Origin of the sequence: Candidatus Cytomitobacter primus (assembly GCF_008189405.1) — a bacterium.
Lineage (GTDB): Bacteria > Pseudomonadota > Alphaproteobacteria > CAJXXZ01 > 1604HC > Cytomitobacter > Cytomitobacter primus.
Genome location: NZ_CP043316.1, coordinates 451807 through 464386, shown reverse-complemented (window position 1 = coordinate 464386; position 12580 = coordinate 451807). Strand labels below are relative to the sequence as shown.

11 protein-coding genes, 1 other RNA gene and 1 pseudogene are annotated in these 12580 nt (G+C 30.0%); 11 read left to right on the top strand and 2 right to left on the bottom strand.

Annotated elements, in window-relative coordinates:
- Window positions 1–68: 68 nt before the first annotated feature.
- From FZC34_RS02030 to FZC34_RS01995, 8 genes and pseudogenes are all read left to right on the top strand, one after another.
- Complete coding sequence (locus FZC34_RS02030) at window positions 69–1739, top strand: trypsin-like peptidase domain-containing protein (protein WP_187440016.1); 1671 nt, start codon at window positions 69–71, stop codon at window positions 1737–1739.
- 320 nt (window positions 1740–2059) lie between these two features.
- Window positions 2060–3421, top strand: a complete 1362-nt coding sequence (locus FZC34_RS02025) for a trypsin-like serine peptidase (RefSeq protein ID WP_148971798.1) — start codon at window positions 2060–2062, stop codon at window positions 3419–3421.
- A gap of 169 nt (window positions 3422–3590) precedes the next feature.
- Window positions 3591–4202 (top strand): hypothetical protein, encoded by a 612-nt coding sequence (locus FZC34_RS02020; RefSeq protein WP_148971797.1) that lies wholly within the window; start codon window positions 3591–3593, stop codon window positions 4200–4202.
- Between the two features lie 33 nt (window positions 4203–4235).
- A pseudogene (locus FZC34_RS02015) lies at window positions 4236–4790 on the top strand (trypsin-like serine peptidase); the annotation flags it as partial.
- Window positions 4762–5034 (top strand): hypothetical protein, encoded by a 273-nt coding sequence (locus FZC34_RS02010; protein WP_187440015.1) that lies wholly within the window; start codon window positions 4762–4764, stop codon window positions 5032–5034. The pseudogene FZC34_RS02015 and the gene FZC34_RS02010, both read left to right, overlap by 29 nt.
- A 360-nt stretch (window positions 5035–5394) precedes the next feature.
- Window positions 5395–6618, top strand: a complete 1224-nt coding sequence (locus tag FZC34_RS02005) for a trypsin-like serine peptidase (protein WP_148971794.1) — start codon at window positions 5395–5397, stop codon at window positions 6616–6618.
- A gap of 287 nt (window positions 6619–6905) precedes the next feature.
- Window positions 6906–7223: a hypothetical protein gene (locus FZC34_RS02000; protein ID WP_148971793.1), complete on the top strand. Its 318-nt coding sequence runs from the start codon at window positions 6906–6908 to the stop codon at window positions 7221–7223.
- A gap of 99 nt (window positions 7224–7322) precedes the next feature.
- Complete coding sequence (locus FZC34_RS01995; RefSeq protein WP_187440014.1) at window positions 7323–8363, top strand: hypothetical protein; 1041 nt, start codon at window positions 7323–7325, stop codon at window positions 8361–8363.
- 363 nt (window positions 8364–8726) lie between these two features.
- Here FZC34_RS01995 and FZC34_RS01990 read toward each other — a convergent pair whose 3' ends face one another.
- Complete coding sequence (locus tag FZC34_RS01990; protein WP_187440013.1) at window positions 8727–9995, bottom strand: hypothetical protein; 1269 nt, start codon at window positions 9993–9995, stop codon at window positions 8727–8729.
- Between the two features lie 41 nt (window positions 9996–10036).
- Window positions 10037–10369: RNase P RNA component class A (gene rnpB, locus FZC34_RS01985), an RNA gene on the bottom strand.
- Window positions 10370–10541: 172 nt separating this feature from the next.
- Between rnpB and ndk the strand changes: the two genes are divergently transcribed.
- Genes ndk through FZC34_RS01970 form a run of 3 tightly spaced genes read left to right on the top strand, consistent with a single transcriptional unit; the run spans window position 10542 to window position 12437 of the window.
- On the top strand, window positions 10542–10961 hold the full coding sequence (ndk, locus tag FZC34_RS01980; protein ID WP_148971790.1) for a nucleoside-diphosphate kinase: 420 nt from the start codon (window positions 10542–10544) through the stop codon (window positions 10959–10961).
- The gene (locus FZC34_RS01975; protein ID WP_148971789.1) at window positions 10961–11452 is read left to right on the top strand and encodes a CDP-alcohol phosphatidyltransferase family protein; all 492 of its coding nucleotides are present in this window, start codon (window positions 10961–10963) and stop codon (window positions 11450–11452) included. Before ndk ends, FZC34_RS01975 begins: the two co-directional genes overlap by 1 nt.
- A 16-nt stretch (window positions 11453–11468) precedes the next feature.
- Window positions 11469–12437 carry an AI-2E family transporter gene (locus FZC34_RS01970; protein WP_148971788.1) on the top strand — a complete coding sequence of 323 codons (969 nt, stop codon included), beginning with the start codon at window positions 11469–11471 and terminating at the stop codon, window positions 12435–12437.
- Window positions 12438–12580: the final 143 nt, after the last annotated feature.

The window sequence follows — 12580 nt, the reverse complement described above, 5'->3', positions numbered from 1 at the left end:
TTGAAATCAGACGTTTTTAATTTAATATAAAAATTGTAAATTACATTTAAATAATGTATAATAATGTTGTGAAGAAGATAATATTGTTAAGTGTAGTAATGTCTATTTTGAATGGAGCAAATCAAGATATTCTAGTTAAAGATAGTCATGTTGAGCAAGATAAAGAGCTGAATTTGCAAGGATTGCTTGGTAAAGATACTGACTCTCAAAAAGCAAATGGAGATTTTATATCTATTACTGGTGAACAATTGAATCAAGTGCCCTATGCACAATGTGGTAGACTAATGATGTATAAGGATAATGAGAGTTATAGTATAGGTTCTGGATTCTTGATTGGTAAAAACATAGTAATGACAGCAGCGCATAATGTGTATTTTAGGAATAGCAGAGAGATCCCTGACCTAATATATTTTAAATCTGAGGTAGTGAATGAAGAAGAGCAAGGATTTATATGTGTAAAAGGTTATGTGCACGAAGGATGGGCTAAATGTTTTGATAATAAATATGATATTGCAATATTATTTTTATTGAATGCTCAAGACATGGCCCCATTAGTGATAGATGATAGTATGTTACATAACCATATAGACATAAGTGTTATAGGCTTTCCAAGTGGATGTGGTGGAATAATGCAAGAATCGAAAGGTAAAGTTATTAGGTACACAGATCATTTGGTATATCACAATGCAGATACTTTGCAGGGTAATAGCGGTGGCCCTGTTTTACATAAAAATGGTGATAAATGGTATGTAATAGCTGTTCATAATGCGTATTATGAATATGGTTATGATGGTGCTTCTGATGCACCAGAGAACGTTGGGTCTAGAATTACAGATAATATAAATCAATTCTTAAGTAATGCTATATACTTATACAGTCAATATTATGAGAATTATATTAATATTGGAAAAGCAGTGTATGCAAAAAATGTAGAATCATTTAAAAATTCTAAAAAAATAGATATAAATTATCAAGAAGAAATAGATAAGGCATGCTTATTAAAGGATGAGGCTCTTGAGAAGGTGAAAAATACAGATCGTATAAATCCTAATTATGCGGAATATTTACTATGTTACATTAAACTAAATGATCAGTATAAAAAATTATGTTCAGAGGAATTAAGTAGAGTGAAGGAAGGGGTGATTAATTGTGGTGAACAGGTACAGGCAGCAGAAGAAAAAAGAAAAAAGCAAAGAGAAGAATTTATAGGTGAAAAAGAGGCAGATTCTATAGAGAAGTTTTCCCCACATACCATGGAGGAATGTTTAGTTCAGGTAATAAATTCGCTAGCAAATGAGAATATAGGTGTAGTGACTATATTAAGTGCAAGTAAGTTGACATCAGAGCCTAAGGAAAGTGTTTCAAGTTCAACAACAAAACTTGCGTCAGAACCTGCAGTTACAAAAACTATAGCACTAAAGCCTAAGAAAAATAGAGACTCAGTGCAAAATCTTACGGCAAAGCCTAGAGATAAAAAAAGTGTAACACCAAAGCCTAAGAAAAGTACCCTTCAAACAAATAAGCCTGTGCAAAAATCTGAAGCAACTGTTCCAAATTCAGTGAAATCTAAAGCTACAGTGAAAAGCAAGCCTGCGCCAAAATCTGGCTCAACTGTTCCAGATTCAGTAAAAGTTGATGTAGTAAAATATGTAGCAAAAAGAAATGTGCTTACAAAAAGCAGTGCATCTGCAAAAGGAGGTGCCCTAGATGCAGTAAAGCAGTCTAGAGGGAAAAAATAAGCAGTAATTATCTGCCTCTTAAAGAAAGCATTAAAACAAATTGCATTGCTTAAAGGTTTCACTTCTTAATATGGAATCTCTAATTCTATAGAACAAACTCTATGGAAATTTACTCAATTTAAACATGCAGTAGAAATCTATAGTATGCATGCACTGCATCTGTTTATATAGAAGATATATTATTAATTATATGAGCTATATTATAGTATTTAGATAAAATAAATAATTGATAAATTTAAATAAAACAATGATCGTTATCAGAAGGTTATTATAGTGATACAATATTGCATGGGAATTTATGGTTTCTATAGGGGGGTAATATGAATAAAGTTTTACTATTAAGTATATTGGTGAGTAGTTCAGCTGATTGCATGAATTTTTCATATGTAAAGAGTATAGGATTTGGTATTGCACGTAGTAGTATGGGGATTAGCCATGCATATGTACGAAGTGTTGGGTTGGCTCAAAGCACTTTGTCCCAGTCTGTTCGTTTTTATAGAAAAAAAGATCATAGCTTAAAATTAGAGTATGTTTCGGTTGATAAAAATGGGTTGGTGACTATTTCGCAACCTGATTATCCTAAATCTGGAACTGTTGTAGAAGAATATTTAAAAGATGTAGAAGGTCCATTTTATGACAAATCAGGGTCTGTTTATTATATTGATAATAGTGATTTTAATGAGAATGATTCTTATAAATTGCGTGGTAATATAAATGAGATTTCAAAAAGCAATAGTATGGATATCGCATACAGTACTGTATTAGAAAAATTCAAGATTTCATCTGAAGAAAATGTTATAAAAAAGCGTGAAGCAATTCTATCTAAAAAGAAAATACCATTAAAAATAGTTAAACAAAGTAGATTATTTGCATTGCCATATGCTGCTTGTGGTAAGTTAACAATGAAATATTTTATAAATCAAGGAAAGCTTATTTCATATAAAGGAAGTGCATTTTTAATTGACAAAAATATTGTAATGACAGCAGCTCATAATGTATATAGTGTTATAGAAGAAGTAGGAAAGACTCTAACAGCGGACCAAGTATATTTTAAAAATAAATCATATGCTGAAGGTGAGATTGGTTTTCGTTGCACACATTGCTATATACATCCTAAATGGATAGAAAGTAATGACCAAAGCTGTGATATGGCATTATTATTTTTCCAGCATTCAATTAAAGATCAGTTAAAGCTCATGGTTAACCAATCAATAGATAAGGTTAAGGTGATTGGATACCCAGAGGGGCATAAAAGCATGCATGAATCACATGGAGATGCAATCTATAAAGATCAGCTAATCATTCATACAGCAGATACTTTGCCAGGAAATAGTGGAAGCCCTATTATTTTACGGTCAAATAATAATGTTATAGGGGTCCATACAGCATATAGTGATGCAATGAAATTTAATAATGGATACGGGGTTAATAATGATACTGTAAAGTTCATAAATAAAGCAATTACATTGTACAATAAAGATTTAAAAATCATGAAACAACCTAAAACAGGTAGTCTTAAAGTGCTAAAGAGTATAAGCATTGCTAAAAAAGTGAAATTAGACTATAAGATAATTCAAATTGTGAAGAATTTACTAGCAGATCATATGCCTATTAATAAGATCGCTACCATAACAGGCGTTAGTAAAAGTGCTATTAATAATATAAAAGCTAAAAAAAAATAAAGTTTATATTATAATGAGCATATACGTTGTGGTGAGTTATTGTATATATATAATTTAATATACAAAATCACATTATATAACTTAGGTGAATAAAATAATGATCGTTATCAGAAGGTTATTATAGTGATACAATACTGCATGGGAATTTATAGTTTCTATAGGGGGTAATATGAATAAAGTTTTACTATTAAGTATACTGTTAAGTAGTTCTGCTGATTGCATGAATTTTTCATATGTAAAGAGTATAGGATTTGGTATTGCACGTAGTAGTATGGGGATTAGCCATGCATATGTACGAAGTGTTGGGTTGGCTCAAAGCACTTTATCACAGTCTGTTCGTTTTTATAGTAAAGAAGATCATAGCTTAAAATTGGACTATGTTTCGGTTGATAAAAATGGGTTGGTGACTATTTCGCAACCTGATTACCCTGAATTTGATCAAACTGTACATGAAGCTTATTTGCGTAATTCAAAAGGGCCATTTTATGATGAAGATAGAGGGTTATATTATACAGGTGATATTGAAGATCCAAATGATTATTTCGAATTACAAAGTAACATAAGTGATAGGGATTTACGCAATATAAGATTTTCTAAACAATTGGATCACAAAAAAAATACTATGCATAGAAGAAAAGAAAGCATAAATTTAAACAAGAAAAATCACAAAATATTTTCTGGAAAAACATTTGATAATGCATTTAAAATTGTAGATAGTGAGTGGTTATCTCAATTGCCATATGCTGCTTCTGGTAAACTGACAATGCATATTGATGAATAAGAAGGTAATGAAGTTTTTACTGGCAGTGCATTTTTTATTGGTACGAATGCTATACTAACTGCTGCTCATAATTTATTGCCTCCTTTCATCAATGGGCATTATAATACAGATCGCGTTAGAGCAGATTCAGTCAGCTTTCATCATATGTTAACTACAGCATCATTTGCCAAGAAGAAACCTGCATCTGCGACAGTATTAACTCACTGTTTTATTCATCCTGAATGGGAGAAGAATTTCAATCCTAAATATGATGTTGCATTATTATTTTTATCTGAGAGCTTGAATTTGTCGCAAGAGCAAATAGATAAACTGCTAAAATTGAAAATATTTAATGAGGAGAAAGTTATAAGTGTTGTGGGGAATCCAAATGGATCAAAAGATGTTAATGAATCAAAGGGAGATGTGTATACAGAAGATATAGATTCTAAAGAGATGATATACCATTTAGCTAATACATTACCTGGAAGTAGTGGAAGTCCAATTGTGTCGGAATGCATGCATATTATTGGAACCCATACAAGAGGAGTAAATGAAAAATATGCACAAAACCGGTGTAAAGATGAAAGTAGAGTTACTGCCATTTATTGATAGTAGTGTAGCATCATATCAAAAAATGCTAAGTCAATCTGATAAAATTGAAGAACTAAGGATTGAGGTGCAGGAGGAAAAAGATCAATTATTGATAGATAAAGGAATTGAAAGAGGGTTGAAAGGAGGTATTGAGCAAGTTGCAATGAATTTGTTAAGGGTGAATATGCCTATAGAGGATATTATGAAGGTTACAGGATTAGATGAAAATAGATTAAGTGAATTAAAAGAAAATATGAGATAATAAAGCTCTTTAAGCATAATGAAAATTATACTGGGTTCTTTATATGAATAGTATGATGTGAGTGTGCTAATAATGGTTTTGCTTACAAGAAATGCTAGATGCAAATTAAGTCGGTTGGGGAATAAATTTTCTTATTTATTCTATAAACATTAGTATGTTATTAGGCTAGATACAAACAATTGAGATCTTTAAGTACTGAATTGTATTTATTTTGATTTGGTTTCTTGTGGTAATATTGATGCTGTTATGCTAAATAAAGCCAATGTGTAGAAGGGAAATCTGCACAAGATTCTATTGCATATATATATAGAATGATAGTATAATTATTGTGGAAGGCGCTTGCTTTTATAGGGGGAGAATATGAATAAGATTTTATGTGCTTGTTTGATTGCAGGTATAATAGATGGTATGCCTGATTCGGAATCGGAAGTTTCATCTGAATCGACATTTCATGGAGTTTATGTGAATGCATGTGGTGATGGGAAGGTAACTATTAGAAGTCCTAATAAGCAATCTGTAGATACATACCAGACAAATACTATTGATCCAGATGAATGGGAGGGTCCATTTTTCGATTCTTTTGCACCTTATTATATAAAAAAAGAGGATCATGAGCATCAAGTCGAAGAATCTGAGGCATTAGAATCTATTCTGTCAGACAAAAGCAAATTTGATGAAATATTTAAATTAATCAAGAGTGATGAATTAAAGACTATGCCATATTCATCATGTGGAAAAGTAAGAGTTACATATGCAGTAGAAGGTCATAAGCGCAATTATGTAGGAAGTGGATTTTTAATCAATAAAAACATAGTGATGACAGCAGCACATAATGTGTTAACCAAGAATTTTAGCGCTGCCAAACCAAATAAAAATAAGATTAGAGCGGCTCATGCGTACTTTTGCGCTAAATCAGATGATAAAAAAGACCTTGGTAACGAATGTTCTCATTACTACATTCATCCAGAATGGGAGAAGGGTTTGGATGATAATTACGATGTGGCATTATTGTTTTTTGCGCAAGCAGAAGCAGATAAGCTTACATTACAATTAGCAAAAGACCAAAATGTAAAAGTAGTTGGATACCCAAAGGGATGCGATGAGATGCGCAAAACAGAAGGTAGCGATACTCAATATGATGGTGCAGTTCTAAAACATAAAGCAGATACATTGCCTGGAAATAGTGGTGGCCCAATCATATCTGCAGAAAATGAATGTGTATTAGGTGTGCATACAAGAGGAAAAAGTGATAAGGAAGATTATAATAAAGGTGTAAGAGTTAAGAAAAGTATATTGCAATTTATAGATGATAGTATAGAGAAATATAACCAAGATATAGCGGGAAATGATAAATTCAAAAAATCATACAATCAAGATAGTGAAATTGCAAAAGCAGAACGAAATAAGGAAACTGATATGGTTAAAAGTTTGTTGGCTAATAGTGCTGGTATAGATTTGGTTATGAGAGTAGCTAAAATACTTACAAAAGATGAAGTAAATAAGCTAAAAGAGCAAGTAGATCATAATAGTGATATCAACGCGAGTGGTGATAATCCTGACGCTAAAAGACAACGAACTGCTTGATTGTAATATATCAATAAATTCTGTGTGCAGTGTGCATAGTTTTTATGAATATATAGATTTGTGAATACTAACCAATGATGCTTTTGATATATATGGGTTTATTATGTATTTTGATATATATATGTTTATTATGTAATTAGCCATAATATCAATATTTTATATATAATATAATTCAGTAATCATATATATTGCTATAATACATATAGGTTTGTGATTTAGTTGTTATATATGTAATATTCATGCTATTATGCCGGATAGAAGCTAATATGTTTCTATAGGGGGGTAATATGAGTAAGACTTTTATGTGTGTTAGTTTTATTACATGTGTTTTAAATAGCACTAATGATGGACAATTCAAAAGCCAATATGTAAATGTAGGTGAAGATGGGATCGTGAATATTACAATGCCAAAGATTAATGGTCCCACAGCTGAAAGCACACCTTTTACTTTTAATCCAAGTGAATGGGAAGGGCCATTTTTAGATAAAAAGAGAGATATGTATTATTACACAAACAAAACAAGCAACACTGATGTTAATATGCAATATAAAGGAATTAGTGGTTATATTATGGGATTAATAGAAAAATATAATATGAATAGGTAGCAAATAATAAAATAGTAGGATTGATACTTTATCAATTATGTATTGTTTAATTGCATTTAACAATGATTGATATGTTGTTAATATAGTTTTAATATATATGTGGATATTAGTTTGCTGTTTTGTGGTTTATTAGGTTCATGCAATGTAAATTGTATGTTTTCAGATTTATGCAATGTAAATGAACATCGTTATGCAAATGTGCACAGTGATATAGTTGTTCTTTCTGATGATTCTGTTAAAAATGTAGATAGCTCAGAAGTTAGAAGCTTACAAGCGATCTTATCTGGGAAACCAATTGAAGATGCATTTCATATTCTTAACGCTGATCAATCAAATGAATTGCCAGATTCAGCTTGTGTAAGATTATTAATGGAATATAAAGATTATTCAGAAAATATAGAAAATATGTATTATAATGGCAGTGGGTTTTTTATTAATCAAACTATGATTATGATTGCAGGGCATAATTTGTATAGTCAAAATAATGCAGCCTCTAATGTATGTTATTATAAGCAATCACTAGATAGTACTGAGTTTAAGCTTGATGTTTTAGGATATGATATTATGAAACCTATAAATTCATGGCTATTAACTAAAAAAATAATTTTTGGAATTGATATTACAGAATCGATATATGTGTTATTAAACTATATTAATGATTATTATCTTATTAAATATGAAAAATTTAAACTTGAATCTTTTAGGTTGAATTATTATTATATTCATCCAAAATGGATGGAAAATGAAAAGCATGATATAGCATTGCTATTTGCTGATCATCCACAAAATAATTTTTTGAAACTAAGTACAAGTCATACACTTGGAAAGATAAGAACTTCTAGTTGTCCTAGAGGTAGATATAAAAGTGTGTCTTATGGTGAAGCGACAGAATATAATAATATTATGCCATACAGCAGATACAGAATCAGGAAGCAGTGGATGTGCTATAATATGTTAGCAGGGGATCATTCTGTAGTTGGAGTGCATGCATATAATAGGGGTAAATTAAATTTTGGAACAAGTATTAAATATAATATGCCATTTATCAATAATGGGATTAGAAATCGATATCTAATGACATTTTGTGATAAAGCATTTAATGACTTTGCAAATCCTAACTATATTCTTTCAGCAATATAAAATCCATAATCCATACAAACAATTCTAGAAAACCTTAGAGCAATATGCATATGAATTGTACAGTATGAACTATTAACAACTTTATACGAATCACATATATCATATAAACAATATATGTTTGCTCAAAGCATGATTAAACATTGAATTAATCTTGCACATATATGCCATATTATAGGTATAAAAACAGAGAATCTCATATATATGAACTATATAACATGATGAATAATGTGTTTATAAATATATAGCTTTGTGAATATTAAATAATAATGTTTTAGATATATACATATGGATTGATATATAGTTATAGTATTAGATTTGATATATTTCTATATATATAGAAATCAGCAATTATGTTATATATTGCTATAATACAGTAGAGGTTTGTGATTTAGAGGTTGTTATATATGTAATATGAACATCTTGACGGTTATTTATATTGATATGGTATGTGTTAAATGTACGTTCATTGTTGCCTTTTAATGATTTTTTAATTAATTCTCCATTATTATGATATGTTAATTCTATCATATCATATGTATCTAAATTGATTATAATACGAGAGCTGTGATATATATTTAATTCATCTATATTTGTTTTCGCTAATATAATAGTTTCATACTGTTGGTTAAGATTTGCTTGTTTAGCATTTAGATTTGATAAATCAATACATTCGTGCATCTCTCTATCTCTTGCTATGTTAACCATTTTACACTCCCCATTAATATTTAATCTTTGTGTTTGACTTCTATATAAATAACATGGAGTGATATTAATTATGCTATCTTTAGAATTAATATATAGTGATATTTTTGCGAATGCATAGTATTGAGTTAAATTAATATCTCCTTGTATGCTATGAATTATTAATGATCCATCTTGACTTAATCTATAAGAGTGTTCATCCTCATCGCTATATCCTGTAATTCTATATTTGACTTTATCTAAGAAATCTTTATCTCTTTTCAATAAATGGCTTGTTAATGAATATGGAATTATATATTTATCATCACTGCTATGCTTATGATCTTCGTTATTAGGTAGGTTTTTTAATAGTGCATTTGAATAGTTTGCTTCAACATTTAATATATCTGAATAATCATCCCCTAAATATTGCAATAAGTTATATGCTACTACATGCTCATATGCTTTTATTCTTTGCATAATTGCATTTCCTGCTGCTATAAAATTATTAGAAGGATATGTTTTTCTATTTTTATTGAATTGATCCAATAATTTACTAGAATAACCACATAATTTTAATGCAGATTCTGTTTTCTTATAATATGATTTGATTTCTTCTTGATCGCTAATAAATTGCTCAGTTAGGTTGCGTGTGATTTGTGATATAACCTTATCATCATGATTAAATAATCTATATATAGCCACTAGTTTCTGTATATTATTATACATGTTTAAAAAACAATCAATTTGGAACTGCTGGTTTTTATGATCTGTATTTTTCCTATCATTTATTGACATTCTCTCATAAGCGCTAAAATGTTCGCATTGAAGCCTATAAGGCATAACAGGGCTTGCATTTTCTATGTGAGAATTCCCATCATTTACTCCAAAATAATATGGGCCTGTAGACGCAATGCTTTGCATCATTAGTATAATTATATAATGTTTCATGGTTTAGTATAGCATAAAATACTGTTTAACTAATAATGATTTTTTAATAGAAGCTTATAAGCCGGGTTTTGTATTAAGTTGTCATTTGTCTCTATTTTACATTGCTGTAAAATTATAGCATTTAACCCAAGAGCATTAGTGAAGAACCAACTCTTTGCTTAAATTTGCTCCAGGTGGGGTTTGCCATGCCTGATCTGTTGCCAAATCAGCGGTGCGCTCTTACCGCACCATTTCACCCTTCCCAACTTTTCAGTAGGAGGTATATTTTCTGTGGCACTTTCCCTAAGTTTTTACACTCGCCGGCCATTAACCGGCACCTTTTCTCCATGGAGCCCGGACTTTCCTCTAATCATAGCGACAACTAAGCTTCCATTGATTATATTAATAGGTTTTCTCCGGAAGAGCAAATAGAAATGGCGTAGATATTTGAATTGCATAATTAAATAGCTATATAAGTTTTTATCAAGTTTCTTATTCAATGGTTTGAGGCAAATTTGTTAAGTGTAAATGCTTGAATCAAATTGGGTAAACATATAGAATTACGTTATGAATATTCAAAGAACTTTATCTATTATTAAGCCAGATGCTATTAAAAAAAGTGTGTCAGGAAATATTATCAATATGTTTGAATCTAATGGATTTAAAATTGTTGCTATGAAGAAAATTCACTTGTCTAAATTGCAAGCTCAAGAATTTTATAAGGAACATTCTGCAAGACCATTTTATGGTGATTTATGTGATTTTATGTGTTCAGGCCCTGTTGTTGTGCAAGTTCTTGAAAAAGATAATGCTATTAAAGCGAATAGAGATTTGATGGGAGCAACAAATCCATCTGAGTCTGATGAAGGAACAATTAGAAAGATGTACGGAGATTCAATTGATAATAATGCAGTACATGGTTCTGACTCTGAAGATAGTGCAAAAAGAGAAATTTCATTTTTCTTCTCTGAATTGGAAATTTGCTAATGCACTTAATCCCTAATTTGATCACAGTATCGAGATTGGTTTTAGGGGTTTTGTTTTTTATGCTTTATCCAAAACATGCTTCTCCACTTATTTTATTAGGTGCATTAAGCGATGTTTTGGATGGATTTATCGCTCGTGCTTTTCATATGACATCAAAGTTAGGAGAGATATTAGACCCTATAGTCGATAAAATATTTTGGATTTTAGTTATATTGAAACTATACCTTAATGATATAATTCCTGCATGGTTTATATCAATCATACTAATTAGAGATATGATATTTTTTGCTGCGTTTTTATATATGCTGTATAAAAAGATTGATAGATTCAAAGCGACATGGTCTGGTAAATTAACAGCTGTAGTTGTGGGAAGTACTATATTTATTTCACTGCATGAAACATGTCCATTTTGTATGTATAGACTATATGTATTGTGTGTTGGAATGATTATAGTCAATATACTAGATTATTATAAAAGAGTGTTTAGATGAGTATAAGGATATTTAGATGAATATATTAACATTAGGGATAGTGTTTTATTTTTTAGATGTAATCACATTGATATTTTCTTCTTTTTTATTATCATATATTTTATCTCCAATATATGAGCGGTTGGTGAAAATTGGACTGTCTAGGTTTCTAGCATCTTTAATGGTTGTTGCATCAAGTGCAATGTTGTTTATTTCATTCTTAATATATTCTTTGCCAAAATTATATATGCAAAGTATTGATTTATTTAAGTTTTTACAGTCAGTTTTTCGTTTGATTATAGATAAGTATTCGCATGTTTTCGAAGGATATCAGAATAGCTCATTAGATTATATTTTACTGAATAAAACCAATTTGCAGAAAGTAATTACTTTAGCATCTGCCTATGGGTACGATGCTGTGAGTTTGATTTTCCAGTTTATGACTGTATTAATGATGTGTTTTTATATGTTGAGAGATTGGGGATTATGGAGAGAAAGACTGCTAAACATTATTCCAGAAAAATATAAAAGCACCACAAATATATTGTTTGAAGATTTAATGTATTCGTTGAAGATTTGGATTTATGGGCAAATGTTAGTTACCATCACATTATTTATATATTACTTCATATCCCTTACATATATCAGCATGCCATTTGCATTTTTGCTTGCATCTACATTTAGTATGTTAAGCATTATTCCTTATATAGGAGATATGCTATCATCTGCAATTATGCTTAGTGTATTATCAGGATATCAGCCATTTATTTCTGAATTTTCAATTTATTCATTCATAATTTTAATATTAGGATTTATATTAGAAAATGTTTTTATTGTTCCATCATTTATAGGTAAGAAAGCAGGGATTCACCCATTATTCTTATTAATACTATTTTTGCTTTTTGGAAAAATATTAGGCATTAGTGGTGTTATTTTGACATTGCCATTATCAGTGATTTTTGCAGCAGTATGGAGAACAGGTATTATTAAGCGAAGATGGTCTTGAAGTATAAGCAAAACAGCTTGAAATGCATATTACACCTATATAATTTGGCGAAAACATTACATCAATATGTTATACAATATATTCTATGTAAGTACAGTATGGTATATAAATTAAGATTCAATTCTAGGTATAGGGTATATAAA

What these genes read in the sequence shown, in the direction of transcription:
- FZC34_RS02000 (WP_148971793.1), top strand. Translation starts at nt 6,906, where the DNA reads ATGAGTAAGACTTTTATGTGTGTTAGTTTTATTACATGTGTTTTAAAT.
- FZC34_RS01970 (WP_148971788.1), top strand. Translation starts at nt 11,469, where the DNA reads ATGAATATATTAACATTAGGGATAGTGTTTTATTTTTTAGATGTAATC.
- FZC34_RS01975 (WP_148971789.1), top strand. Translation starts at nt 10,961, where the DNA reads ATGCACTTAATCCCTAATTTGATCACAGTATCGAGATTGGTTTTAGGG.
- FZC34_RS01990 (WP_187440013.1), bottom strand. Translation starts at nt 9,995, where the DNA reads ATGAAACATTATATAATTATACTAATGATGCAAAGCATTGCGTCTACA.
- FZC34_RS02020 (WP_148971797.1), top strand. Translation starts at nt 3,591, where the DNA reads ATGAATAAAGTTTTACTATTAAGTATACTGTTAAGTAGTTCTGCTGAT.
- ndk (WP_148971790.1), top strand. Translation starts at nt 10,542, where the DNA reads ATGAATATTCAAAGAACTTTATCTATTATTAAGCCAGATGCTATTAAA.
- FZC34_RS02025 (WP_148971798.1), top strand. Translation starts at nt 2,060, where the DNA reads ATGAATAAAGTTTTACTATTAAGTATATTGGTGAGTAGTTCAGCTGAT.
- FZC34_RS02010 (WP_187440015.1), top strand. Translation starts at nt 4,762, where the DNA reads ATGAAAGTAGAGTTACTGCCATTTATTGATAGTAGTGTAGCATCATAT.
- FZC34_RS02005 (WP_148971794.1), top strand. Translation starts at nt 5,395, where the DNA reads ATGAATAAGATTTTATGTGCTTGTTTGATTGCAGGTATAATAGATGGT.